This window comes from Halorientalis brevis (genome assembly GCF_042678165.1).
Taxonomy (GTDB): domain Archaea; phylum Halobacteriota; class Halobacteria; order Halobacteriales; family Haloarculaceae; genus Halorientalis; species Halorientalis brevis.
In genome coordinates, this window is sequence record NZ_JBHUDJ010000015.1 from 77831 (window position 1) to 102091 (window position 24261).

At 59.4% G+C, this 24261-nt stretch carries 22 protein-coding genes and 1 pseudogene; 13 read left to right on the forward strand and 10 right to left on the reverse strand.

What is annotated here, in order from left to right; all coding sequences use genetic code 11:
• The first annotated feature begins 39 nt into the window (after positions 1-39).
• Complete coding sequence (locus tag ACFR9U_RS20375; protein ID WP_247381249.1) at positions 40-546, forward strand: macro domain-containing protein; 507 nt, start codon at positions 40-42, stop codon at positions 544-546.
• An 89-nt stretch (positions 547-635) separates the two neighbouring features.
• Here the strand turns inward: ACFR9U_RS20375 and ACFR9U_RS20380 are convergent, their stop codons facing one another.
• Entirely contained in the window at positions 636-878 is a 243-nt protein-coding gene (locus ACFR9U_RS20380; RefSeq protein WP_247381247.1) for an amphi-Trp domain-containing protein, read from the reverse strand.
• Positions 879-1041: 163 nt separating this feature from the next.
• Entirely contained in the window at positions 1042-1728 is a 687-nt protein-coding gene (locus ACFR9U_RS20385; protein WP_247381245.1) for a DUF7504 family protein, read from the reverse strand.
• 717 nt (positions 1729-2445) lie between these two features.
• Here ACFR9U_RS20385 and ACFR9U_RS20390 point away from each other — a divergent pair.
• Complete coding sequence (locus tag ACFR9U_RS20390; protein WP_247381364.1) at positions 2446-4746, forward strand: DUF2298 domain-containing protein; 2301 nt, start codon at positions 2446-2448, stop codon at positions 4744-4746.
• 63 nt (positions 4747-4809) lie between these two features.
• Here ACFR9U_RS20390 and ACFR9U_RS20395 read toward each other — a convergent pair whose 3' ends face one another.
• Positions 4810-6723, reverse strand: coding sequence for a beta-CASP ribonuclease aCPSF1 (locus ACFR9U_RS20395; protein WP_247381243.1), 1914 nt, complete (start codon positions 6721-6723; stop codon positions 4810-4812).
• Positions 6724-7633: 910 nt separating this feature from the next.
• Here ACFR9U_RS20395 and ACFR9U_RS20400 point away from each other — a divergent pair.
• The 5 genes and pseudogenes from ACFR9U_RS20400 to ACFR9U_RS20420 all read left to right on the forward strand — a co-directional run bounded on the left by ACFR9U_RS20400 (position 7634) and on the right by ACFR9U_RS20420 (position 11747).
• Complete coding sequence (locus tag ACFR9U_RS20400; RefSeq protein WP_247381242.1) at positions 7634-8635, forward strand: PhnD/SsuA/transferrin family substrate-binding protein; 1002 nt, start codon at positions 7634-7636, stop codon at positions 8633-8635.
• Between the two features lie 9 nt (positions 8636-8644).
• The gene (phnC, locus tag ACFR9U_RS20405) at positions 8645-9445 is read left to right on the forward strand and encodes a phosphonate ABC transporter ATP-binding protein (RefSeq protein WP_247381241.1); all 801 of its coding nucleotides are present in this window, start codon (positions 8645-8647) and stop codon (positions 9443-9445) included.
• Entirely contained in the window at positions 9442-10437 is a 996-nt protein-coding gene (gene phnE, locus ACFR9U_RS20410) for a phosphonate ABC transporter, permease protein PhnE (RefSeq protein WP_379815048.1), read from the forward strand. Before phnC ends, phnE begins: the two co-directional genes overlap by 4 nt.
• Before the next feature lie 194 nt (positions 10438-10631).
• A pseudogene (locus ACFR9U_RS21425) lies at positions 10632-11351 on the forward strand (DUF7260 family protein); the annotation flags it as partial.
• A 72-nt stretch (positions 11352-11423) separates the two neighbouring features.
• A complete protein-coding gene (locus tag ACFR9U_RS20420) occupies positions 11424-11747 on the forward strand; it encodes a DsrE family protein (RefSeq protein ID WP_247381238.1) in 324 nt (107 codons plus the stop codon).
• Positions 11748-11780: 33 nt separating this feature from the next.
• Here ACFR9U_RS20420 and ACFR9U_RS20425 read toward each other — a convergent pair whose 3' ends face one another.
• Positions 11781-12515, reverse strand: coding sequence for a helix-turn-helix domain-containing protein (locus tag ACFR9U_RS20425; protein WP_247381237.1), 735 nt, complete (start codon positions 12513-12515; stop codon positions 11781-11783).
• An 89-nt stretch (positions 12516-12604) separates the two neighbouring features.
• On the opposite strand from ACFR9U_RS20425, the gene ACFR9U_RS20430 reads away from it, so the two are divergent.
• The 3 genes from ACFR9U_RS20430 (at position 12605) to ACFR9U_RS20440 (ending at position 15757) form a co-directional block, all read left to right on the forward strand.
• The gene (locus tag ACFR9U_RS20430) at positions 12605-13717 is read left to right on the forward strand and encodes an MBL fold metallo-hydrolase (protein WP_247381236.1); all 1113 of its coding nucleotides are present in this window, start codon (positions 12605-12607) and stop codon (positions 13715-13717) included.
• Between the two features lie 3 nt (positions 13718-13720).
• Positions 13721-15010, forward strand: a complete 1290-nt coding sequence (locus tag ACFR9U_RS20435) for an MFS transporter (RefSeq protein WP_247381235.1) — start codon at positions 13721-13723, stop codon at positions 15008-15010.
• 429 nt (positions 15011-15439) lie between these two features.
• On the forward strand, positions 15440-15757 hold the full coding sequence (locus tag ACFR9U_RS20440; RefSeq protein ID WP_247381361.1) for an RPA12/RPB9/RPC11 RNA polymerase family protein: 318 nt from the start codon (positions 15440-15442) through the stop codon (positions 15755-15757).
• Between the two features lie 243 nt (positions 15758-16000).
• Here the strand turns inward: ACFR9U_RS20440 and ACFR9U_RS20445 are convergent, their stop codons facing one another.
• Together ACFR9U_RS20445 and ACFR9U_RS20450 are read right to left on the reverse strand one after the other, a co-directional pair.
• A complete protein-coding gene (locus ACFR9U_RS20445; RefSeq protein ID WP_247381234.1) occupies positions 16001-16300 on the reverse strand; it encodes a DUF7521 family protein in 300 nt (99 codons plus the stop codon).
• The gene (locus ACFR9U_RS20450; RefSeq protein ID WP_247381232.1) at positions 16297-16656 is read right to left on the reverse strand and encodes a winged helix-turn-helix domain-containing protein; all 360 of its coding nucleotides are present in this window, start codon (positions 16654-16656) and stop codon (positions 16297-16299) included. Before ACFR9U_RS20450 ends, ACFR9U_RS20445 begins: the two co-directional genes overlap by 4 nt.
• A gap of 259 nt (positions 16657-16915) precedes the next feature.
• On the opposite strand from ACFR9U_RS20450, the gene ACFR9U_RS20455 reads away from it, so the two are divergent.
• Positions 16916-17824 carry a halocyanin domain-containing protein gene (locus ACFR9U_RS20455; RefSeq protein ID WP_247381231.1) on the forward strand — a complete coding sequence of 303 codons (909 nt, stop codon included), beginning with the start codon at positions 16916-16918 and terminating at the stop codon, positions 17822-17824.
• A 180-nt stretch (positions 17825-18004) separates the two neighbouring features.
• Here the strand turns inward: ACFR9U_RS20455 and ACFR9U_RS20460 are convergent, their stop codons facing one another.
• Positions 18005-18382, reverse strand: coding sequence for a GNAT family N-acetyltransferase (locus ACFR9U_RS20460; RefSeq protein ID WP_247381229.1), 378 nt, complete (start codon positions 18380-18382; stop codon positions 18005-18007).
• Between the two features lie 126 nt (positions 18383-18508).
• A complete protein-coding gene (locus ACFR9U_RS20465) occupies positions 18509-19798 on the reverse strand; it encodes an RNA-guided endonuclease InsQ/TnpB family protein (protein ID WP_247381228.1) in 1290 nt (429 codons plus the stop codon).
• A gap of 678 nt (positions 19799-20476) precedes the next feature.
• On the opposite strand from ACFR9U_RS20465, the gene ACFR9U_RS20470 reads away from it, so the two are divergent.
• Both ACFR9U_RS20470 and ACFR9U_RS20475 read left to right on the forward strand, forming a co-directional pair.
• Positions 20477-20815, forward strand: a complete 339-nt coding sequence (locus ACFR9U_RS20470) for a PadR family transcriptional regulator (RefSeq protein ID WP_379815054.1) — start codon at positions 20477-20479, stop codon at positions 20813-20815.
• A gap of 105 nt (positions 20816-20920) precedes the next feature.
• Positions 20921-22651, forward strand: a complete 1731-nt coding sequence (locus ACFR9U_RS20475; protein ID WP_379815056.1) for an MFS transporter — start codon at positions 20921-20923, stop codon at positions 22649-22651.
• Positions 22652-22726: 75 nt separating this feature from the next.
• On the opposite strand, the gene ACFR9U_RS20480 is transcribed toward ACFR9U_RS20475, so the two are convergent.
• A complete protein-coding gene (locus ACFR9U_RS20480) occupies positions 22727-23017 on the reverse strand; it encodes a PadR family transcriptional regulator (RefSeq protein ID WP_247381225.1) in 291 nt (96 codons plus the stop codon).
• 152 nt (positions 23018-23169) lie between these two features.
• On the reverse strand, positions 23170-24174 hold the full coding sequence (locus ACFR9U_RS20485) for an alcohol dehydrogenase (RefSeq protein WP_345893426.1): 1005 nt from the start codon (positions 24172-24174) through the stop codon (positions 23170-23172).
• Positions 24175-24261 lie beyond the last annotated feature (87 nt).

Here is a 24261-nt window from a genome sequence, read left to right on the forward strand (position 1 = left end):
CGGGCTGGATTTTAGTGAAAACGCGGCTAACGTGTGTGTATGGAGTTCAGCGTGGTACAGGGAGATATTGCGGAGGAGAGTGCGGACGCACTGGTGAACGCTGCCGGAACGAGTCTGCGGATGGGCAGCGGTGTCGCCGGTGCACTCCGGCGGAACGCCAACGGCCCCATCAACGACGAGGCCATGTCGAAAGGACCGGTGGACCTTGGAGAGGTCGCCGTCACGGACGCGTTCGACCTGGATGCTGAATACGTGATTCATGCTGCCGCGATGCCACACTACGGTGACGGCCGCGCGACGCCAGAGAGTATCCGCCAGGCGACGCGGAACACGCTCGAACGGGCCGACGAACTCGGCTGTGACTCCATCGTCATGCCGATTCTGGGAACGGGCGCAGCAGGCTTCGAGTTCGAACGCGGTGCGCGACTCGTCTGCGAAGAGATCGACGACTACGAGCCAGCAACGCTTACCGACGTCCGCGTCATCGGCTACTCCGAGCGAGAGACCGAGCAGGTCCGCGAGATTGCAGCAACACTACGGGACTAACGGACACTTTCCGCGTTGTCGGACTCGAACCGGTTCTAATCGGCAGAAGAAGGGCGTCGATAGCAGTGTAGATGAAACGCGGAAAGCGGTCACTTCGTCCAGCGGATCTCGTATTCGAGTTCGTAGCGCTGTTCACCAGTCTCCGAATCGGTCAGGCGTTCCAGTTCGACTTCGAAGCGCGGTTCCTCGGGGATGGCAACATCTCTGTCTTCGGATGCGCTCTCCAGATGCACGGAACCCGACTTTATCTCTTCAGCAGCAGTGCTGAGCGCGTCGGCGATGGCGGCTCTCGTCTGTCGCTCCTCGGTTTTGAAAAGGACCTCTTCTGGCATCATCCGCTAGTAGACTGCCTGTTCGTATAAACGGAGGAGGGAATTACCACAGCGTGAACGTCAAACGCATGTCAAAATATTCGCAGTGATGGGTCATGAGCGGAGAAGTGCTCTTCTCATATTATCAGTCATCCGTGACTAGTCGCTCCTTTTTCGAGAGGAGTTACTCGGATGGATCCTTGGAGACCGAAAGTTCGCGCAGCTCTCCGCGCGTCGACCGGAGTTCGAAGGCGAATTCATCGTCGGCCTGCTTCGTCACCCAGAGGACGCGATCCACTGCACTTGCGACCGCTGAGACTGTTGATTCGTCGTGTTCAGTGTAATCAAGACCGAAGAGACCGAACCCACCGGCCGTCCGAAGGCCCGTGATGCGGTCGAGTACGTCGGTGATCTGGCTGACGGATGCGTTCGCCAACAGCGGCGTGAGCGATGGGACAACGAGATGGCGCTCTCCGTCGTCTGGCGTTCGGTTCCTCGTGAGATCAGAGAGGGCAAGAACCAGTCGTTCGACGTCCTCCGCGGAGGGGGTGAACACCGTCGGGACCGTCTCGTACATCGCAGAAATCGATTGCTGTTCGGACACCGTGTCTACGATACAGATCGACGGCTGAGCGTTTGCATCATCGAGGGCTGTGTACGTCTCGATAGTCTTCTCGACGCCACGTGTCGTCGTGACAATGACGCCGGTATCGGTCGATTCCCCGAACTCCGCGAGCGCAAGCAAACTCAAGTCGTGAGCCGTCGGATCAAACGGACAGAGGAGTAGTGTCGTCCCCTCTCCGAGCGAGTCCGGCAGTTCACTCACAGATGGCTGCACTCGCTGCTGGTCAGATTCCTGTGCGGAGTCCATCGGTCAGCTTCCCTCCTGTTGAAGATCGCTTCTAGTGCGATGAACGTCAGAGAGCGTGTCTTCGGGATAATATCGTGCGCCACAGCGGGGACACTCTGCGACAGTGATCGTCTGGTCCTGTGAGGGAAGCGTCACGGGCAGCTCACGGACATCGACGGAGCGTTCGAAGAGCCCTGCACCACAGTCCGAACACGGGAGGTCTGTTTCGTGTATCATGGATTCACTCGTTTCGAGGGGTGTGACCCATTTCCGCCAGAGAGACCTGGTGCCCGCCGCGGGACGCACTTTCATCCGGCACGCACGTTTCAGAGCGCTGCCAAAGAGGACGCTTCCACGAGATGGCGAACAACAGGGCACGCGAAGAAAGGACGGAACTGGACGCCCTGGAACAAGTGGTCCTTCAGACCTCGGCGGTAAATACTCTTCGGCAGATTCTACGGGAAGTGAACGTTCCGTCAACTGAGTGACGATCGGCACCAGTACTTTGTCGCCCACCTGAAATTGTATACGTGAATGCCTTCGACGACTCCCGTTCAGTGTCCAGTCTGTGGGTGGACAGGAGACGCAACCGACCTCGGGACGAACCGCGGCGAGTCAACGTGTCCCGTCTGTGGTGAGACGATCGATTCGTAAGCACCCGTCACCGCTTCTGTGAGAGTGGGACTGAGCTGTGCCGACGGGTTTTAGTCAGCGACGAATTCACACTAGTTGAACACGGTGATCGACGTTTCAGTCGTCGCCGCCTGGCTTGTCCTCTGTCTGGGACTTGGGCTAGCCGGTGGCATCATCGCGCTGGGGGTCCTCCCGCTGCTCGGACGATACGCCGTAGCGTTCGGACTTCCGGTTGCATTGTTCGTACTCGGTCTCGTCGGATTGTGGTTCGGACATCTGTCGATCACCGCTGGACTGTGGGTCGGCATTGCGCTCTTGCTCCTGAGTTCGCTCGTAGTGGTTCGATGCGGCGAGTGGTACGAACAGTTCCGTCGAGGAATGCCAGCCTTCGGTGTGTTTGGCGTTTCTTTCCTGTTTTTGCTCGCACTCCGGGTACTGGACCCTGCCGTCGATCCGGCCAGCGGTGAGAAGTTCCTGAATTTCGGACTCCTGCAGGCACATCTGCGAGCCGACGTCCTTCCGGCTGAAGACATCTGGTTCGCTGGCGAACCATTCAGCTACTACTATGCTGGGCATTTCGTTGCCTCACTCCTCGCTCGACTCACGGGAACAGCAGCTCGATACGCCTACAATCTCTCGTTGGCGACGTTCTATGCCACACTGGTAACGGCGTCGTACGGGCTCACCGGGGCGATCGGGAAGCGGTGGAACGCCGGCACTGCAGCCGCACTGATGGGCGCCTTCTTCGCTGGCTTCGCGAGCAACCTGTTGACCGTTTCTCGACTCCTCGTCTGGGCACTGCCTGATTCGATCGCGTCTCTGCTCGGTGATGGAACGGTGTCGGAATTTGCGCTCTCACCGGGTTCGTTCCACTACTGGTCAGCCAGCCGAATCGTCCCGACTCTGATCAGCGAGTTCCCGCTGTTTGCGTATCTGAACGGCGACCTCCATGCACACATGCTTGCGATGCCGTTCGAGCTGCTCGCTGTCGCCTGTCTCTATGCATACTTCTGCACTGATAGTTCGCAGCGACGGTACAGACAGGTATTACTGTTCGGTGTCATTCCGGCTGTCTCTGGATTCGTCGCAGCGACGAACGCCTGGTCGGTGCCTGTTATCGCTGGGTTGACGTGGCTGACGGTGTACTTCAGGCCTTCATCGCTGGGGACACTTGGACCTGGCCGGGAATGGATCTCTGTTCCGTTCAACGACTCTCGATTCCCCGCTGTGTCTCGAACGTGGGGGCGACTCCTCGGCTCGTCACTCGTGGTCGGCGTTGTACTCGTGCTTGCCGTAGTGTGGTCGCTGCCGTTCTGGCACGTGTCCGAAACGTCCGGGATGGCACTCGGTGTCTTCCCCGCTCGAAGTTCGTTGGGTGCACTGCTGTTGATTCACGGGCCGTTCCTGGCCGTCCTGGTGCCCTCCCTTCTTTCTCGCCTGTCACCCGGCGTGAGTACTTACACGACAGCAACGATGATCGGGATGGTAATTGCGGCGGGCGGCGTTCTCTTTCCGACGTACGCTGCTGTCGTGCTCTTCGGAACGTTGGCAGTCGTCGTTTGGCGCGGTCTCGAACGGACACAGCGAGGGGAACACACCGATCTCGGGTTTGAAACGCTCCTCGCCTTTGCGGGTTTCAGTTTAATCGTCTTGGTGGAACTCGTCTATCTCCGGGAACCCGCAAAGCCCGGCCGGTTCAACACGTTCTACAAGACGTACGCCCAGATCTGGGTGCTCTTCAGTGTGGCCGCTGGTGTCGTCGTTGGTCGGTTCGTCACGAGTCGTCGAGCCATCGATCTCACGCCGGTGTCGAATACTGTTGTCCGCGGATTGGTAGTGGCAGTCCTCCTCATCTCAACGGGTGTCTACGGTATGGGTGCGGTCCACCAGTGGACAACCGCTGAAAATGACGCTGTCCGATCACCGGACGAACCGACGCTTGATGCGTTGGCCTTCGCCGAACAGCGGTATCCGGACCAGATGGCCGCCATCGAATGGCTCGATAACCGGTCAGGAACACCAACCATCATCAGTGTCCCAGGCGCGTACATTTGGCGAGAGTATCGATGGGTCAATGCACCATCGAGTCTTACCGGCGTGCCGACGGTTGCCGGGTGGGCTCATGAATCAGCATATCGAGGTGCAGATACGTACTGGAACCGCGTTGATGACGTCGGCCTCATGTTTAACGGTAGTCGAAAGACACAGTCCCGTCTTCTCGCGCATTACGAGGTGCAATACATCTTTTATGGACCGCTCGAACGGGAGCGATATGGGGCCACTCTGTTCTCAAACAGGACGGCCGTGCGTGAAGTGTATGAAAACGACGCTGTAACTATCTATCGGGTGAACCAGACACGCCTCACTGACCGGCTAGCAGCGGATACTTCGGCGACTTCGAACTGACCCAACACGGTACTCAATTGACGTGTAGAACCCCAGTGCAATGCGCGACTTCGCAACCAGAATTCACACCAGTCGGAAGGTCTCGAGATTGCGTGGAGCGACTGTCCGGAGATTGAGTTTCCGATAGAGTGCAGACGAGAGCTGATCCGTCGCCCGCTCGTCGCCGTGGACACACAGGATTTCTTCGGGCCGTGGGTTCATCGAGCGGACGAAGTTTTCGAGTCCGTTTCGGTCCGAGTGCCCGGAGAAGCCACTCACTGATTCGACATCGAACCGGAGCTCTACCCGATCAGCCCCTCCGCGTCCCTTATCGAGCGTGATCTCCCGCTGTCCAGACTGGATCTGGCGGCCCAAGGTTCCATCCGCTTGGTAGCCGACGAACACGAGCGTGTTCTTCGGGTCCGGAGCGAGCAGTTCCAGCCACGACATGATCGGCCCGCCGGTCACCATCCCCGACGTCGAGAGGATGATGCACGGCTCGCCGCTGGCAATGTCTTCGCGCATCTCTTCGCCGCCGTCGACCTGCTGGAACTGGTCGGCGAGGAACGGGTTGTCGTCCTCGTGGAGGATCCGTTGCTTGAGGCCATCCCGGAGGAATTCCGGATACGCCGTGTGGATGGCCGTCGCTTCGCGGATCATCCCGTCGAGATAGATCGGCATCGTCGGAATCGTCCCCTCGCGCATCCCCTCCTCGAGGACGAGCATCATCTCCTGGGAACGGCCGACGGCGAACGACGGAACGACGACTTTCCCACCTTTGTCGTGGGTCTCCGATATCAGTTCGTACAACCGGCGTTCGCTGTCCTCTTGGTCGGTCTGGTAATCGCCGTCCTGTCCGTACGTCGATTCCATGAACAGCGTTTCGACCCGCGGGAAGTCGTTCGACGCGCCGTTGAACAGGCGCGTATCTCGGTAGTGAATGTCTCCTGAAAACACGACGTTGTAGAGGCCGTCCCCGATGTGGAAGTGCGCGACGGCACTCCCGAGGATATGGCCCGCATTGTGGAGTGTCAGCTTGATATCCGGCGCGATGTCGGTGACGTCGCCGTAATCGAGCGTGATCGTGTGTTTGAGTGCTTCTCGCACCATCTCGCTCTCGTATGGCGCGACTCGCCCTTCTTTGACGGCGACGTCGAGATAGTCGAGTTGGAGCAGACCCATGAGATCGCGTGTCGGAGCCGTCGTGTAGATCGGGCCGTCGTAGCCGTACTTGAACAGGAGCGGGAGCAACGCGCTGTGGTCGAGATGGGCGTGCGTGAGGACGACGGCGTCGAGGTCGGCGATCGGGTTTGCCTCGGGCACCTGCAGATAGGGAACCTCTCCTTCGGCACCGGGCTTGTCGCCGCAGTCGATGAGCACCCGTGTCTCCGGCGTGCTGAGAATGAAACTCGCCCGGCCGACCTCACGACAACAACCCAGCGTCGTGACGCGAACCCACTCGGTGTCTTGTGAGGGTGTTCGGTAAATTCGCTTGCCGATGTCTTCGAGTAGTTCCTGGCGTTCTGCCCGTTCCTGCGTCAGGAACGAGCGGACGTTCGCCACTGTCGAGGATTCGATCGGCGGCGTTCGGAGGACTTCCGGCGTCCAGCCGACGTCTTCTGTGATTTCCTGGAGCGTGCTCGCCCGGCGTCCGATCGCCATCCCCGGTTTTTCGGCTTCCAGCAGTACTTCGCCAGTGTCGGGATAGAACTCGATGTTCGTAATCCCGGCATCATCGGGAACGATGTCCAGAATGCGCGATCGCGCGTCGTCCGGTGAGAGCCGACTCTCTGCTGTCGGTCGAATCGTGATCCGCTTTCGGAACGTACTCGCGAGGTGACCGATGATATCGCCACGCTCAGCGAACTTTCGGGGCGTCTCGGTGTAGATAATAAGCCGTGGGCCTTCGAACGTTACACGAGAGACCGAAAGTGCGTCCGGAATTTCGTCGACAATCTCGTCTCGAATGCTCGTCAAGTCGGTTATGTTCGTCGTCATATCGTGAAAGGGTATCGTGGTGCATCAGTCGAAAGAACGGTAAACAGACGCTCTGTATCCCCTGCGTACTCTTTCGGCGAAAGAGTCGCCGACTCGTGAGAGCCGGCGACCGGGAAAGAGCAGTGGAAGTCCGCGCCAGCGGAACGGAATCGTTCCCGGGGAGTGCGGGAGTTACTCACGATCTCCCCGTAGTGGCGCTCGGACCTACCCTCAGCCAATACGGCCTCATTGGGCACTGGCCATGGGCGCTGCCGACGACGTCACCACAGCAGCAATGATCTGCTTACCTGAAGCTCCTAGGTCCGGCAACTTAACAGTTCGGATAGGAGTTATCGTACTGTCAACTCCTCTATGTGATGTCAGCAGTCGATGAAACGTTCAATTTTGCGGTCTGTGTTCGCCTCACCAGTGAGGAGTGGTTACCCCTCTGAGCCCCAGTTTCTATTAATAGATTGACTGTCGTGACAAGTTCGTCTACAGTGATCGGTTTCTGTAGCCGTGCTGAATACATAGTGCGAATCCAGCAACAAGCGTCTGAGAAAGCACCAAGATACTCGAAGTCACTCGGCGGTGACAATCAAAATATCGTGAAGGACAGGCGGGAATTCCATTTGACCAGAAGTATAAGACAGACCAACGAAATCCACAATTCAACGCCATTTGAGGTGGTGGACTCGACACCCGAAAACACGTTCTCATCCAAGCAATCCTGTGAGCGGACTGTTTGAGGAACTTTAGCCTCTCTTATGAAATCTATCTACCAATATTATATATTGAAAAACATCTTGGTAATATAGATTTACAATTATATACCACTAAGGCTGTTGCTGATACAAACCCAACACCATCTATTGATATAGGCGGATATTATCAGCTTTCAAATGGAGAAACTAACTACCTCATCTCGTCGATGAAAGATCAGACACGCCGACGCGTGCTTCAGAGCACTGGCATTGCACTGACCGCCGGCTTCGCGGGCTGTAGCTCGAATGATTCTAGTGATAGTTCTGGTGGCGACTCCGGTTCGAATGGGGACTCGCCGGGCAACAATTACGAACCGGTCACGTTCATCGAGACGCCGGCTGAAACCCCGGGAGACACGGAGGAGATGTGGGAACCGTTCAGAGAGCACGTTCGGTCCGAGGTCAACGAAGCCGATTTCAACGTCGAATTCTCGGACAGCACCTCGGCGATCATGCAGGCCTTACTCAATAATCAGGGAGAGATGACGCGTAGCGACGTGGCTCTGCTCGCCAACCCGGACGAGTTCGACGTCGTCGGTATCGTGGAGGAAGGTGGTGCAGCGGTGTACTTCTCGGCGCTCGCCACCCTTCCGGACTCCGACATCGAGGAGACCACAGACATCGAGGGCAAGAGCATCGCGTTCGCCGACCGGCCATCGAGCAGCGGGTCGTTGTATCCTAATTACATGCTCCAGAAGGCCGGTCTCGACCCCGGTGAGGCCCCGTACGGTGATTCTGTCGACTACAACGCCATCTACACGGGTAGTCACAGAAACGCCGTCAAAACGCTCATCAACCGAGACGACGTCGTCGCCTGTGGCTGTGACATCGCAGTCCTCCTGAACCACATCCCGGAAGACCAGTGGCCGGAACGGGTCCGCGAACGGTCCGGTCGGTGGAACGACGACGTCGGAACGGAGTCGCCCGAACTGGAACTGGTGGAAGCGTCGACCTCGCTCCCCTTCTCCCCGATCATCGCGCGCAGCAACTGGGAACACCCGCTGCGGTCCGACATCGAGGAGGCGATCGTCTCGATCGACGACGGGACGCTTCGAAAGCCCGACGGGGACGTCGAAAACCCGCTTACGGCAGTCGAACCGGCCACCATCGAAGATTACCAGCCGGTCATTGACGTCATCAATACGCTGGACGTCGATCTGGGCAATTAATTCCTCTCCATGACCCTACGTGTCGAGAATCTAACCAAGCGATACGGTGAGACGACGGCTTTGTCCGAGGTCTCTTTCGAGATCCCTGACGGGAACTTCGCCGTCGTGCTCGGAGAGTCCGGGGCCGGCAAGTCGACGCTGTTGCGGATCCTCAATGGGTTGACCGAACCGACCGCAGGCAGCGTGTACCTCGATGGCGAGGAGATCACCAACTCTCGGTCGGACATCGGGATGGTGTTCCAACAGCACAACCTTGTCGAAGAGCTGAGTGCCTACGGCAACGCCTTGACCGGGACACTCAACCGAACGGGGTTCTTTCGGAGTCTGATCAACCGTCAGCCCGTCGACGATCGGGAACTCGCGCTGGAGGCCTTGGAGACGGTCGGGCTGCTCGGTGAGGCTGGCCAGAAAGTAGGCAGCATGAGCGGTGGACAGCAACAGCGCGTCGGGATCGCCCGCGCGCTGGTGCAAGAACCAGCTCTCCTGCTCGCTGACGAACCCGTCGCGAGTCTGGACCCCTCGAGTGCCGAGACGGTGATGGAGTATCTCCGGGAGACGGCCGAAACCCGCAACCTCACGACCCTGGCGAGCCTCCATCAGATAAATATCGCTCGTGAGTTCGGTGAGCAGTTTATCGGCATAAAGAGCGGAGAAGTGGTGTTCGACGGACCGCGCGAGGAGTTGACGAGTGAGATGCTGGAAGAGATCTATGGTCACATCGAGACCGACGACCTTCGTCAGGGAACTGAAACCGACGAGATGAGTGAACCCATCCAGACAGCAGACAAGGGCATCGGGACCGAACAATGAGTGCGGATTCCGACTCCATGGTCGAGCGGTTCCGTTCACGATACCTCGAGGATAGCCAAGGGGAATCTGCGGTCAAACAGCAGCACGCCGCACTGAAACGAAAACGGCTGATACGGCGTCTCTCACAATCGGTTTTGGTCGTCTTCATTGCGGTGCTGTTGGTCTGGTCGCTGGACATGGCCGGGTTCTGGACGGAAGAGTGGCTCCAGTACTGGCCGGAGTTCGTCACGGCGCTCACACAGTACTTCCCGCTGACGGCGTATTTCGATCTCGTTCCATTCGTCGACGTCGGCCAGTACTACCAATTCTGGGTCGAAGAAAAGCTGGTCGGGGAAGCCGGAATCACGCTAGCCATCGCCCTCGCAGGCACCATCATGGGGGCGCCGCTGGCACTCTTGTTGGGCATCCTCGGCAACGAGCGGGTGACGCCGTTCCCAATCAACTTCATATTCCGGGGGATAATGAGCATCATTCGCTCCATTCCGTCGCTCGTCTGGGCCCTTATATACGTCCCGCTGGGCGGAATCTCCCCGGTAACCGCGACTCTCGCCATCGGGACGGATACCATCGGAGAACTGGGTCGACTGCTCACTGACGAACTCGAAGAGATAGATGACGGACCCATCGAAGGGGTCAGGAGCACCGGGGCCAACAAGCCACAGGTAATCACGTTCGGGATGATCACCCAGATCGTTCGACCGTTCATCGCCTGGGCGATGTTCATCCTGGAAAATAACGTCCGGTCCGCGGTCGGCCTCGGAATCATCGGTGCTGGGGGTCTGGGCGTGACGTTGTCGATCGAGCAGCAGACGTTCAAGTTCACCAATATGATGGCGACGATCATGTTCATCGTTCTGTTGGTCCTCTCGGTCGAGATGATCAGTCAACGAACACGGTCGTACCTTCGTGGAGATGACGACGAAGAACAGTTGAGCCTCTACCAACTCATCGTTGGCTTCCCGGAACGGATGTCAAACTCACTACTCAAGTAGAAATACCTAATCCGTGCTACTATCTACCTGTATTTTCCGTTCTGAGGTGTGCTTCGGACACAGGCACGTGACTTGAGAAAAACCAGACTTCCTGGAACCAAAGTTAGCCGTAGTTATTGACCTTGATACATGAGATGGTTGTGAAAGGTCACACCGAGCAGGCTCAAACATGACCAGATGGTGAGCAGAACGCAGTCGATGCGAAACTGGAGGCGTTCGAGGCGTTCGTCACCCGGGTATCGGACCTGCCGACTGAGTCACTGCCCTCCACATCACCTGGGGTCACAGCCACGGCGAGTCCTCACTTTTCGAACGAATCAGCGTTTGAGGAGCAGTGTCGTACGGTTCGCAGGATTTTCGACGAGACGATCCGACCGCACAGCGTTGCTGATATCGATGGGACAGAATCGTTGCTTGCGACGATTCAGACCGGACTCACAGATTCGATAGCGGTCGCGATAGCGTCAGCGACAGAAACGTCATTTTCGCCGGACCTCAATCGAATGATCGTCGCGGAGGCGAACACTCGACAAGCGGAATTAGAAGTCCTCTGTCTGGTATTCGATAAAGAAATGATACAACTGAAGAGTGCCAGGAGCATCGTTGACGACATCACTGCCTGGCTAGCCGACGCGAATGAAACACCGCTGACCGACCTCGGCTTTGAGGCGCTCCAACACCGCCACGAAACACTGGCTGACCATCGCGACCGGTGTGAGAAATTGGCCTGCCAGCGTCAAGTATCCCTAGAAGAGACTACAACTAAGAAAATTAAAACTAAAATCCAACACTGGAGTCTCGTTTTATACATCTATCAGGAATTCTCGAGTAGTTATCCGTTATTGTCAACTGTCACCCGTCTTGATGACACATGCAAAGAGCGTCAGCGAGTGGTTCGCAGGCATCTGGTCTAGAGAGCCTGACCTCTCATGGGGTTTTCCACTTCTACGGGCAGGATAGGACCTGTTTGCAAAATACACCCTCCTATGGAACTCGGAATCATCCTTGAGACGAACGACCCTGAGCGCGTCTGGAATGCCTTCCGTTTGGCAAATACGGCACTCGATGCGGACCATTCGGTCGAAGTCTTCCTCCTCGGGGATGGCGTCGAGGCACCAGACCTCGACCACGAGAAGTTCAATCCACACGGCGTGATGCTCAAATACGCCCAAAACGGCGGCAAACTCTTTGCTTGCGGGACGTGTCTCGATTCCCGCGATCTCGACGCAGACGACCTCAGACCCCGGGCTTCGATGGACGACTACCTCCGCATCGTGGAGGACGACGAGAAGGTGCTCACTATCGGATAGCCAGACAGCAAATCCTGGCGAGGCCCTCGCAGCTTAATCGGCAGCCTGTTCGGTCTGTCGTGTCTTTTCGACCTGCAACGGATCTCCCGTCGTTGTCGCGGTGACCAGTCGCAAGAACTGCCCCGCGTTCGTGAGGAGTTTGTTCTCCGCTTTCCGGAGGTGTTCTTCGTACGTCGACCGCGCGACGGCAGTTTTGTCGGCCAGATCCCGGAGTGACGTCTTCCGGGGCTGTTCGTAGTAGCCGCTTTCTAGGGCCAATCGGAGTGCTGCCAGTTGCCGCTCGGTCACGTCCTCGAACAGCTGATCGACCGGGGCGAGCATACTGTGTGGAATCTGTTGTTCAGTGATTTCGGTTTTCGAGAGGACCTCGATGTCACGGTCAGCCTCCAGATCCTGCAGAAGTGCTCGGACGTCGCTCTCGTCGAAGGCGATCACCGAGTAGTGCTCCCATCCCTGGCGGTGAATCGTCGGCGGCTGGTACAGACAGTTGTACTCCTCGAAGCGCTCGATGATGGAGTCCTCCAGCGAACAGAGACAGGACTGGGTGACGACGTGGAGCCCGGATTCGTCGACTGACTCGTGAAGAATCGTTCCGAGTTGATCGATTTCGTCGAGGAGTTGATCGGTCGGCGCTCCTGGTGCTGTGAGTTCGATCACCTGGCAGTCGCTCAGATACCACTCGCGAATCGTGAGATCCGGATAGTGCTCCGAAATCTCTCGATACGGACATTCGTGTTTGACCCGGAACGAGGCCTCGTAGAGACTCATACGCGTGTAGATGGATTAGAGCGGATTAACGGTACCGGCCATGTCCGGCAGCACCTATATTCTCGTACTGTTCTTACGAGTGACCACACATGTCGGAGATTAGTCCTGAGACGCTCAGTGACCGATTGCAGGACGACGGAGGCGACTTGCTCGTGGTCGATATTCGCCACGAAGGGGAGTACGACGACTGGCACGTCCCGGACAGCATCAACGTGGATCTCTACGACGAGTTGAAGGACGATGCTGACACAGCACAGGATGCTCTCGGAGACCTTCCTGAAGAGCAAGAGATCGTGACAGTCTGTGGTGCGGGTGCCGTTGCCGAGACCGCGACTGAACTCCTCGAAGAGATGGACTACGACGCGGCGACGCTGGCGGACGGATTGAACGGCTGGAGCCGTGTCCACCGACATGCGGAAGTGCCCGCCGATCTCGATGGCACGCTCATTCAGGTCGCACGTCCGGGGAAGGGCTGCCTCTCGCACGTTCTCGTTTCGGACGGGGAAGCAGCGATCTTCGACCCCTCTCACTACCTTGAGGAGTACGAGGCGATTCTCGCCGACTACGACGCAGCGTTGGTCGGCGTCTTCGACACGCACGCCCACGCCGACCACGTCTCCGGTGCGGCGGACCTCGCAGAACAGCACGACGTCCCGTACTACCTCCATCCGAAGGATGCGCTGGCGCTCGACGCCACCCCGATTGAGGATGGGCAAACCGTCACGGTCGGCAAACTCGACGTCGAGGTGATTCACACCCCTGGACACAGCGAGGGAAGTGTCTCGTTCGATGTCGACGGTGCAGCACTGATTACCGGCGATACGCTCTTCCACGAGAGCGTGGGCCGGGTCGAACTCGGCGTCGAAGCCGGCATCGAAGACTCCGACGTGGAGGAGAACGCTGCGACGCTCTACGAGAGCCTCCAGCGACTGCTCGACCGCCCTGACGACGCCGTCGTCCTCCCGGCGCACGACCCTGGCTCACCAGAACCCCCGGTGACCGCGACCCTCGGTGACGTCAAAGAACGGAACGAGGATCTCAGACGCGACCGCGATGAATTCGTCCAAGAGCTTGCGTCGGATATTCCAGATCATCCGCCGAACTTCGAGCGCGTCAAACGGACGAACGTGGGCCAGGAATCGGTCCCTACCGACGAACTGGCCGAGTTAGAACTGGGTCCGAACAACTGTGCTGCGGAGTAATCCATGAGTACGGCAACAGATCTCACACAGGGAATCCGTGAACACCTCGGCCAGTTCTCGCTGCACGTCCTGCTCGTGTTCGCGACGGGGCTGACCATCGGCTCCGAACGCGCAGTCGTGCCCGTCCTCGGCGAGGAGGTACTCGGCGTGAAGTCGTTCCTCGTCATCGGCTCGTTCGTCGTCTCCTTTGGCTTCGTCAAGTCCATCCTCAACCTCTACGCCGGGAAATGGGGCGAGGAGTACGGCCGCAAGCCGGTGCTCATCCTCGGGTGGGCGACGGCACTGCCGCTGCCCCTCATCCTCATCTTCGCGCCGAGTTGGGGGTGGATCACGGCCGGGAACGTCCTGCTGGGCATCAACCAGGCGCTGACCTGGAGCATGGCGATCAACGCGAAGATCGACCTCGCAGGGCCAGACCAGCGCGGGCTTGCAGTTGGAATCGACGAGGCGTTCGGCTACACTGGCGTCGCCGCCGGTGCCTGGATCACGGGCGTCATCGCTGCACGGACGAGTCTCCGACCCGAGCCGTTCTACTTCCTCGCAGCGGTGGTCGTGCTGGCGTTCCTCATCTCGATCTTCCTGATCAAGGAGACCGTCCAGTACGCGGAGGCCGAGGGTGACGACGACCACCACGATGCGAACCTGCCGTTCATGGATGTACTGAAGCGAGCGACCTACGGGGACAAGACGTTGTTCGCGGCGGCCCAGGCTGGGCACATCGAGAACTTCGTGGACACGCTGTTCTGGATCGCCGTCCCACTGTATCTGACGAGCCAGGGCCTCGGCATCGAAGCCGTCGGTGTCGTCGTCGGGGTTCACAGTGCGATGTATTTCTCCCAGATCGCGACCGGCGGCCTCGCCGACCGAATCGGGCGTCGCCCGCCGGTTATCGCCGGCATGTTCCTGGCAGGTGGCGGTGTCCTCGGGATGGTTCTCGTCGAGGGATACCTTCCGTGGGCAATCTTCGCCGCCGTCTCCGGCCTTGGAATGGCGCTCCTCTATCCCAACCTGATGACCGTGCCCGGCGACGCCGCCCACCCGACCTGGCGATCTGCGGGCATGGGTGTCTACCGGATGTGGCGTGACTCCGGCTACGGCGTCGGCGCAATCCTGATCGGCCTCGCAATGCAGTTTGTGAACGCCGAAGCCGCGTTCTACATGACCGCCATCCTCATGTTCGTTTCCGGGGCTATCGTGTACGTCTGGATGGAAGAAACCCATCCTGACTTCGGCACCCACGAGCCACCCGCACCTGCTCCGGAACAGACAGCCCGGACGGTTCCGCAAGACTAGCTCTGCAGTCCCCTATTTTCATGGGAACCTGCTGTATCCACGTATTCCCGTCCCCAATTTGAACAATATCTGAGACAACCGTCTGCTGGATAGACGTTATGTGGCTCTCGACTCTTAATGGTATGTGTCCAGCTTCGGCGGGCGATTCATCTCTGCCCTACTCGCTCACCACAACTGCGTTCGCTCCTTGCGGCCGGAGGCTTCTCGCCCGAATCAGCTAATTGTGATTACGCCGACACTGATCCCGTGGAGTGGTCCGAAGGGCTCGTCGGGTTCAAGCCGACGTCGGTATTCGACATCTCCCAAATCGAGGGCGAGCCACTGCCCGAGCGACATACGGACAGTACAGTCAGCATGCGCAGTGGCCTGCAATCCACGCCGGATCGTGAGTTAACACATATATCCGCCACCCGTGCATTGCTACGTAACATGCAATTCTGTGACGAGTGTGGTTCGATGATGCACACGGAGGGCGACACGTGGGTGTGTCGCTCCTGTGAGAACGAGGAGCCGCGCGACTCGCAAGCGGAAGCGGCGATGGCGATCCAGGATGGACAGCGGGACGACGGCGCACCCGCCGTGGCCGACGCGACCCAGGGCGCCACCGAGACGATGCAGGAGCCCTGTCCGGCGGACGACTGCGACAGCGACCGGGCCGACTACGAGATGCTGCCGAAGCCGGGCGGCTCCTACGAGGTGCGGCTGTTCACCTGCGTCGAGTGCGGCCACAAGTGGCGCGAGTCCTGACGGCGCATCTCACGAATTCCGCGGCTACTGAGCGGCTGGTTCAACGTCTCCAGCACGAACGAACAGCAGCTGCCGTGCTGCATGCGGCCTCTATCGGTCATGGCGATTTCACCATGGCTGGAAACACCTCCGTTAGAATGGATGGGTACGTTCGCTAATACCTCTACCAGGAACTACAGCAGGTGCCCATGCTCCAGTGGCAGACGGTGGCTCAATCGCGCTCCGTGCAAAGTGTGGTGGCTGTCACTCCGGCAATGATTGACGTTTGGTGACGTAGAGGGAGTAGGCGACGAGACAGAAGCCAATGGCTGTCAACGTGTTTTCGACGACGAGCGCGGTCGCGCTGTCGACCCGCAGGAGTTGATCGACCACCCCCGCGAGTAACGACCCGAAGGTGATGATGCCAAACCCGACCGCAAGGACCGACAGGCCGTCGATCTCGGTTCGCTGCGAGGCTTTCACGGCGAGGTACGTGATGAGACCGCCGACGACGAGCGTCACCGTCTTCAGAGCGATGACGACGAGTGGGATGTGGTCGCTCATAATTGCTCACTCAGAAGGGTCCAGAACCTGCCCAGTCGCTCCTCCGCCGACTCCGGTTCGCGGAGCAGATTCGGTTCGAACGAGTCGCTCCCTTCGAGCGCCACGAACACGCCCGAACAATTCCGGACGTAGGCCGTCGTGTGATGTCCATCCGTTCGAACGTTCGTCCGTTCCTCGACCAGGTCGGCCGCGACGAGGTGGTCCAGTTTTCGGTAGCAACTCGTCTGGGGAAGTTCACACGCGGCGATGATCTCCTGTGCCGTCATCGGTTCGGTGAGTCTCTCCAAGATGGTGCGGCACTCCGGGTCAGCGAGCGCCTCGAAGACAGCCTGTTCGTCGATATCGTCGTTTGTCACGTGGGGGACCTCCTGTCTGGATGCACCCGACAGGGCATCGGTGACAGCCGTCCTCGCGGACAGCGTGAATGTGGACGGTGCATCGATGGGTTCCCGCTGTGTGGACGGTCGTGGAGGGACAGTCACAGCGGCAGGGGCTGGGCTACGTTCTGTGCGTCCGGTGATGTCGCACTCTCAATATAAATCGGGGGCGATTCTTTCCAGAATCTGGAAATCGGGATCCGGCTTTTCGGTCGGGCAGGGCGTACACCAAGCCGCAATGGAACGGTCCCCCAAACGCAGACGGTTCCTCAAGAGTACCGCCGTCATCGGGATTGCGGCGAGTGCTGGCTGTCTCTCGGCTGGACAGTCCAGTTCCGACGGCCCCGCCACCGATGATGAAACGCCTGCGAGTGGTGATCGTACATCACCGACTGCTGACCCCACCGCAACGGCCGAGTCACTCACGCCGCCGGACGACCTCGACGAGTGGCTCGCTGACGCTAATGGCTACACCGGCAGACCCGCTCGATTCGGCGCCGGGGACCGCCCGACCATTCGGGTGGGTGAACCGGTCGACGATGCACTGGCGTTTGCACCGGCAGTCATCGAAGTGCCACCTATGACCAAGGTCCGCTGGGACTGGACCGGGCATGGCGGCCAGCAAAACGTCGTAGCGCTCGACGGCACGTTCGACAGCGGCCGGACGAACGCGCAAGCCGGCACGGAGTACCACTACGTGTTCGAGGACACTGGCGAGTACCCTTTCGTCTCCGAACCACACCGTGATGAGGGGATGAAAGGCGCGGTGATCGTCAGGGAACCACCGTCGACCGGCAACGAAACCGTCGATATGTGGCTCCGGGATGCCGACAACTTCGAGGGTGAGATCGCTGATCGAACCGATGCAGGAACCGTGACGATCGAGACCGGCACGGAGCTGAATAACGGCTACTTCGGGTTCGAGCCACCAGTCCTGAAGATCTCGTCGGGGACGAGAGTCGAGTGGAACTGGAGTGGCGTTGCTCCACACAACGTCGTGTTCCAGAACGCGGATATCCACTCGGGGAAAGTTCGTGACGACGCCGGCGTTCACTTCCAGCACACCTTCGAGGAGTCCGGGACTTATCGGTATGCCTGTCAGCCGCATCGTGGGCTGGGTGAGAAAGGGGCAATCATCGTCGAGTAGGTGTTCACGCGTCGACGGTGGTCGTCTCGCCGCTCGATTCTTCTCTCTTGCCTCGATCGCCGACAACAAGAGGACGGCCCTCCTAGTTGCTTGGCCTTCGCAGGAGGTGAACTCGGCCCATCTCGGTGGGTGAGGACGGCACTTCACTCCGGATCTCGAGTCAGCAGTCTGGACTGTGAGCTACTGCTCTGCCTGTCGAACTGCTGGTTGGTATGTGACGATCCCGTCTCCGGTGTCCAACGCGCCTTCATATAACGGTTTGACCATGAATCCCTCGTCGGCGTCATACTCGGTCCCAAGTCCGTACTCGCTCGCCCGTTCGAAGCCGAAACGGGAATAGTATCCTGGGTCCCCCAGAACGACCACCGCGTCAACGCCGACCTTCCGACACTCTTCTAGCCCTCGCTGGATCAGCGACGAGCCGACTCCCTCGTTTTGCGTCGCCGGTCGGACGCCGATCGGGGCTACCCCGACCGGATCGACATCCGCTCCCAGATTTTCTGCGCGCGCTGGAGAAAACAGGACGTGGCCTCCGATTCGGTCGTCTTCGACTGCCACGAGCGAGACGACGGCCTTGTCAGCGTCGTGTAGTCGCTGTACGATGTGCGATTCGTCCGCCCGTCAAATGCACGTCGATGGACCTCGAAGACTGTCTCAGCATCACCAGCAGTGAACTACCCCGGCCTACTCAGCCGCGACAGCGGCTTCGTTGAGTCCGGGGCTTCCGTTCCTCTCGGGCGGGCTTCCTGATTCAACGACGGTGCGTGCAGACACCGACCGAGAATGGTCGTCACCCACAGCGGCTCCAGTCTCCAGCAGGCGTTGTACTTCGGACTGTCCCAGCCCTAGCTTCCGTAATCCGCGTTCTACCACATTCAGTGCGGCGTTCCAGTCACGATCAAGTTCGAACCCGCAACTCGGACAGCTGTGTTCTCTGACCCAGAGCGGTTTCTTGGTTTTCACACCACACTCGTGACACTGTTTCGTCGTGTTCGCTGGTTCGACCTGTCGGACGTGACACCCGTGCAGGTCGGCTTTATACTCCAAGAGCGTGATGAATTGCCGCCACGCGGCGTCCTGCTTGTTCCGAGCATTCTGACTTCCTTCCAGCATCGGTTTCACGTCTAAATTCTCGACGAACACGGCGTCGTACTCGATAATGAGCCACGTCGTCAATTTGTGCTGGAAATCAAGGACCTTCCGCCGAATGCGACGTTTGATGGACGCGACGTGGCGGCGCTGTTTCTCCCAGTTCTCGCTGCCGTGTACACGCCGTGACAATATGCGCTGCGCCTTCCGAAGATGTTCGTACTCGGCTTCCACGTCCAGTTTCCTGACGGAGAGACCGTCGCTCGTATGAATGTAGTTCAGGATACCGAGGTCAACACCCACACAATCGTCGGCTTCGAGTTCGTCGATCGCTGGTTTCTCCGGCAGGTGGTCGTCGTCGATCTCGAGGGCGAAGGAGACGAACCAGTCGCCGGTGGACTCGTGTTTGACCGTGACCTCCTTGATCACGGCTTCGTCGGGGATGTCGCGGTGGTAGCGGATCGGGATGTCGCCGATTTTCGAGAGCCACAGCGTCGCGGTCTGGCCGCTCGTGTTTTTGAGCTCGAAGCCGGACTGCGAATACGTCATGCTCTGAAAGTCCCGCGGCGACTTCCACTTCAACCGTCCAACGTTGTATCCGGCGTCCTTCTTGTCTTTCAGGTTCGAGAGGTTGTCGTAGAACCGTGCGACTGTGCGTTGCAGTGCCTTCGAGTGAACCTCGCCGAACACCGGAAATTCTGATTTCCAGTCGGTTAGCCGCTTATGATGTCTGTACGCGCTACCGATCGTGTCCGTGTCACTGGGCAGCGTCTCGTATTCGTAGCGGGTGTAGTTGTAGGCCTGGCGATGGATGTCAATGTGTCGGCGGAGTTCCACCGCTACCTCGTTGTTCGGGTGGGCGCAGTAGCGGTGCGTGTATTCCATCGCAGTACAGTGGTTACGGGTCGACAGAATCCTAAATGTTTGCACGAGGTGCGGCGCTGTATCCCCTCCCTACTCGCTCACGGCCAGTTCGCTCGTTGAGGAAGGGGCCTTAGCGCCTCAATTCAGGTAAACGGTCGTATCTGCACGAACTGTTCTTGTATTGGGGGATGATCGCACACAGCGTGAACTTCTCGAATTTGGGCGGCACTGATTCTCGTCTCCGTTGGCAACTTCGCCAGCCGCTCAGTGAATTTGGAGTGCCCGATAGGCGCTGTGTATTCAGCAGACAGTAAGCGAACTGGGTACGCTCGAACACTGCCGTGAACGCAGAAGGCACCGGTGCAAGGCCAGTCTGGTGTTTCGATGCTGCTTCGAGTATTGAATCATGGACACAATTCTCTGTAGCGAGAGGCTGTGCCCCCTCACGTGCGACACAATATCCGTTCAAATAAGGGTGACAGAATGGAATGCAGTTCTACTAATCTGACTCGTGTTGCACTAAATTAGTTCGGTTTTCCAATGCCAAACCAAACTTTGTGCATCAGAAAGTATATTAGAACAGAATACATTATTCTCTGATAGTCACCGACCGTTGAATTGTGCAAATCCACCACCGATGTGAACGCGAACAGACGGTGGCCAACGGTTGGATTATCCAGACGAGCACCCATGACGGCTATGCAAACCCCCACGACCGACGGTCTCGAATCATTCAGTGACCTCAGCACGTTCCAGCAGGAGACGCTGCTGGCAATCGCGAAACTGGAAGGCGCTCAGACAGCGTCGTACGGGCTCGCAATCAAACGGCAGTTAGAAGACGTGTACAACAGCGAGGTCAACCACGGCCGCTTGTATCCCAACCTCGACGACTTAGTGACCGACGGACTCGTGGAGAAGACGGCCCTTGACAAACGCACGAACGAATATACGCTGACCGAGCAGGGGGAACAGTTCCTTTGTGAGCAGCGTGATCGAATCGCCGCCATTCTCGACGACTACCACGACGCGACCGCGTAGAGACGTGGTCGGTCACCGGGACAGTCTCCGGTGTTAGTGATACTATAGGCGCGTGTACCTGCCCGACGAGGGTGCTATTTGAGGAACAACGTTGTAACCCGGTGTATGCCTCCAGATGAGTCTACTTCCAGTGGGAGGTCTCATCGCGCTCCGGACGGGCAGTCGCGCGTCCAGTACTGGGCCCCAGCGATCGCCGTGAGCCTGACGACGTTTCTGATCGTCATCAATGCATCCCTGATGAACGTGGCCATCCCCACGATGGTCGCGGAGTTCGATACCTCGATCACCGTGATTCAGGGGGCGGTTGCCCTCTACTCGCTGGTGATCGCTGCGCTGATCCTCCCAGCCGGGACGCTCCCGTCGCGGCGGAATACGAGGCGTGTCATGGCTATCGCACTGCTCCTCTATGCCGGTGGGACGCTGGTGGCGGCGATCAGTTGGAATACGGCGATCCTCTATCTCGGCTGGGCAGTCATCGAGGGTGCCGCGGCCGCTGTGTTGTTTCCCCTGACGTTCACTGTCTTGACAGTCAGTTACGATGACGACGCTCGGGCGACAGCGTTCGGATTGCTGGCCGGCGTCAGCGGGCTCGGCTCGACGCTCGGCCCGATTCTCGGTGGCGCATTAACCACCTACGCGAGTTGGCGGTGGGGCTTTGCGCTCCAGCTCGTCGGCGTCGCGGTCATTCTCGTCTTCGTTCGGTACGTGACGCCGCACCCACTGTCGGACCAGCCCAGCGCGCTGGATACGGGCGGGACGGTGCTGTCCATCGTCGGGTCGACGTCGCTCGTCACTGGATTCCTCGTGAGTGGCAAATACGGGTGGGTCGTCGCACGGCAGCCGTTCGTCGTCGGGGGGAGGCAGGTCAACCCGTTCGGGACCTCACCGGCGCTCTGGTTGCTCGGAGTGGGCCTCCTCGCGTTCGCGGCGTTCATTCAGTACGAACGGCGACTGGAGCGTGCGGGGCAGTCGCCGCTCGTTCCGCTGCACGTCCTGACGAACCGCGCGTTCCTCTCTGGCGTTCTCACGTACAACCTTCGCTCGATCGTCTCGGCCGGCTTCTTTTTCATCTTCCCGGTCTATCTCCAGGCCGTCCTCGGGTACACTGCCTTCGAAACCGGGCTCGCGTTGTTGCCGTATTCGCTCGCGTCGGTCCTGTTCGCGGCGTTTACGACCGGCTGGCGGAAGTTCATCGCGCCACGGACGCTCATTCAGATCGGTATCGTGTGTATGGGCGTCGGTCTGGGGGTATTGTACGAGCAGACGGGGCCTACTCAGACGATCACCAGGATGGCGCTCCCGGTGGCGCTCGTTGGGACCGGTGTCGGGCTCATACTGGCTCAGATCTCCAATATGACGATGTCGGCCGTCCCGACTGCGGACTCTGCCGAGGCATCCGGCGTCCTGAACGTCAGCAGTTCGATCGGCTACGCCATGGGGACGGCGGTCGTCGGCTCGTATTTCCTCGGCCACTTCTACGGGGGCGTCGTCGACGGGGTCCTCCGGGCAGAACACGTGACCGTTTCGACGGCGGACCGAAACGACCTGGTGATCGCCCTCGAAGACGCCGCAGAGACAGCGACCGAAGCCACGCGCCAACAGTTCCTGACCCACCTGCCGCCAGCACAACGGCAACTACTCAGGGGGATCTTTGAGAACGCGATGTTCGACGCGCAACGGGCGGCACTCCTCCTGCTCGTCCTGTTCGTGCTGGTCTTACTGCTCGCGTCGACGTTCTTGCCACGGCAGATACCGGACGTCGACGACCCACCTGCCCACCCCGAATCACGCCCCGAGCCATCGCGTGAGACGGCTGACACAGCCGTGGAGGACTGACCGACACCTGCTTCGAAAGAGAAGACCTGGCTCTGGGCGCCGGGTCGTCTCTCGAAAAACCGCCGGTGGCTGCTACTACGCGGGGACTTCGACGTGGCTGAGGTAGTCGCCTTCCCACTCGCGGCGTGAGGTGACCTCTGTCGTCCCCTGTTGCGTGAGTGAGTACATGTTGGTCCGGCGGTCTTTTTTGCCCTTCTCGACGAGACCACTTTCGACGAGGTCATCGAGATTGGGATACAGTCTCCCGTGGTGGATCTCTTCCTCGTAGTAGCTCTCGAGTTCGTCCTTGATGGCGAGTCCATGGGGTTCGTCTTTGCCAGCGATGATGTACAAGATGTCTCGTTGGAATCCAGTGAGGTCAAACATCACGAGAAATCTCCACAAATATCCGGAAGAAAGTGGCGTCTAAATGGTTAGGTAGGGTCGAAAAACGTCCCACCCGAACACGCCGGAAATCGGGCATTCACCGTCAGTATCGTAGTCACGTGCGTCCGGAGGTCGAGGGTGATCTAGACGGCTCAGGGTTCGAGCACGACTCTGAACCGCGCCTCGTTGTCGATCATCCGGTCGTAGGCCGTCTCGACCTCGTCGAGCGGGAAGGTTTCGATTTCCGGCGTGATGTCGCGGAGCGAGCTGAACTCGAGGGTGTCCTGTGAATCGCGAGCGTGACCCGACGCCCACCCCGAGACACTGCCGCGCGTCCCGACGAGTTGCTGGGCGTCGACCGAGACCGGCTCCCCGGGAACGCCGACGACGACGACCGAGCCATCGATCCCGAGGCCGCCGACGACCGAGGAGATGGCGTCGCTAGCTGGTGCAGTCGCGAGGACGACCGACGCCCCGCCCAGGTCCTGTAACCGCTCGGCCGGGTCAGTCTCGGTCACGTCGACGAAGTGGTCGGCACCCAGTTCGCGGGCGAGCGATTCCTTGTCGCCACTGGTCGACAGCGCGACGGTCTCGAAGCCCGCCGCGTGGGCGTACTGGATGCCGAGATGGCCGAGTCCGCCGACGCCCTGGACGGCGACGAGATCCCCCGGGCGTGCGTCGCTGTTTCGCAGGGCGTTGTACGTCGTCACGCCGGCACACAACAGCGGTGCGGCGTCGACTGCGTCCAGTTCGTCGGGCACGGCCGCGACGGCTTCCGCGGGCACGGTCGCGTACTCGGCGTACCCGCCGTCGTAGGTGATGCCCGTTACCTCGCCGTTCTCACACTGGAGGAAGTCCCCACGGCGACACGGTTCACAGGTGAAACAGTGGCCACCGTGCCAGCCGACGCCGACGCGATCGCCCACCGACCAGTCGTCGACGTCCGCGCCGACGGCATCGATCTGACCCGCGATCTCGTGGCCGGGAATCCGCGGGTACGAGAGCCCGGGATAGCCGCCCGATTTCACGAACGCGTCGCTGTGACAGATCCCACAGGCCTCGACCGCGACCCGGACCTCCCCTGGCTCCGGGTCGGGGATCTCGCGCTCGACGATCTCGAACTCGGCACCCGGTTCCGGAACGACCGCTGCCTGCATTGTATCGGACATACGATAGATTGGTGGGGACCGAGTCGGATAAAGTCTGGAAAGCCGGAAACAACCGCCCGCTTACCTGCCTCCGGG

Bases quoted from the DNA above. Each gene is read 5' to 3' on its own strand.
- ACFR9U_RS20385 (WP_247381245.1), bottom strand. From the start codon at position 1,728: ATGGACTCCGCACAGGAATCTGACCAGCAGCGAGTGCAGCCATCTGTG.
- phnE (WP_379815048.1), top strand. From the start codon at position 9,442: ATGAGTGCGGATTCCGACTCCATGGTCGAGCGGTTCCGTTCACGATAC.
- ACFR9U_RS20475 (WP_379815056.1), top strand. From the start codon at position 20,921: ATGCCTCCAGATGAGTCTACTTCCAGTGGGAGGTCTCATCGCGCTCCG.
- ACFR9U_RS20485 (WP_345893426.1), bottom strand. From the start codon at position 24,174: ATGCAGGCAGCGGTCGTTCCGGAACCGGGTGCCGAGTTCGAGATCGTC.
- ACFR9U_RS20435 (WP_247381235.1), top strand. From the start codon at position 13,721: ATGAGTACGGCAACAGATCTCACACAGGGAATCCGTGAACACCTCGGC.
- ACFR9U_RS20400 (WP_247381242.1), top strand. From the start codon at position 7,634: ATGAAAGATCAGACACGCCGACGCGTGCTTCAGAGCACTGGCATTGCA.
- ACFR9U_RS20445 (WP_247381234.1), bottom strand. From the start codon at position 16,300: ATGAGCGACCACATCCCACTCGTCGTCATCGCTCTGAAGACGGTGACG.
- ACFR9U_RS20455 (WP_247381231.1), top strand. From the start codon at position 16,916: ATGGAACGGTCCCCCAAACGCAGACGGTTCCTCAAGAGTACCGCCGTC.
- ACFR9U_RS20470 (WP_379815054.1), top strand. From the start codon at position 20,477: ATGCAAACCCCCACGACCGACGGTCTCGAATCATTCAGTGACCTCAGC.
- ACFR9U_RS20375 (WP_247381249.1), top strand. From the start codon at position 40: ATGGAGTTCAGCGTGGTACAGGGAGATATTGCGGAGGAGAGTGCGGAC.
- ACFR9U_RS20440 (WP_247381361.1), top strand. From the start codon at position 15,440: ATGCAATTCTGTGACGAGTGTGGTTCGATGATGCACACGGAGGGCGAC.
- ACFR9U_RS20425 (WP_247381237.1), bottom strand. From the start codon at position 12,515: ATGAGTCTCTACGAGGCCTCGTTCCGGGTCAAACACGAATGTCCGTAT.
- ACFR9U_RS20420 (WP_247381238.1), top strand. From the start codon at position 11,424: ATGGAACTCGGAATCATCCTTGAGACGAACGACCCTGAGCGCGTCTGG.
- ACFR9U_RS20430 (WP_247381236.1), top strand. From the start codon at position 12,605: ATGTCGGAGATTAGTCCTGAGACGCTCAGTGACCGATTGCAGGACGAC.
- ACFR9U_RS20395 (WP_247381243.1), bottom strand. From the start codon at position 6,723: ATGACGACGAACATAACCGACTTGACGAGCATTCGAGACGAGATTGTC.
- ACFR9U_RS20380 (WP_247381247.1), bottom strand. From the start codon at position 878: ATGCCAGAAGAGGTCCTTTTCAAAACCGAGGAGCGACAGACGAGAGCC.
- ACFR9U_RS20480 (WP_247381225.1), bottom strand. From the start codon at position 23,017: ATGTTTGACCTCACTGGATTCCAACGAGACATCTTGTACATCATCGCT.
- ACFR9U_RS20465 (WP_247381228.1), bottom strand. From the start codon at position 19,798: ATGGAATACACGCACCGCTACTGCGCCCACCCGAACAACGAGGTAGCG.
- phnC (WP_247381241.1), top strand. From the start codon at position 8,645: ATGACCCTACGTGTCGAGAATCTAACCAAGCGATACGGTGAGACGACG.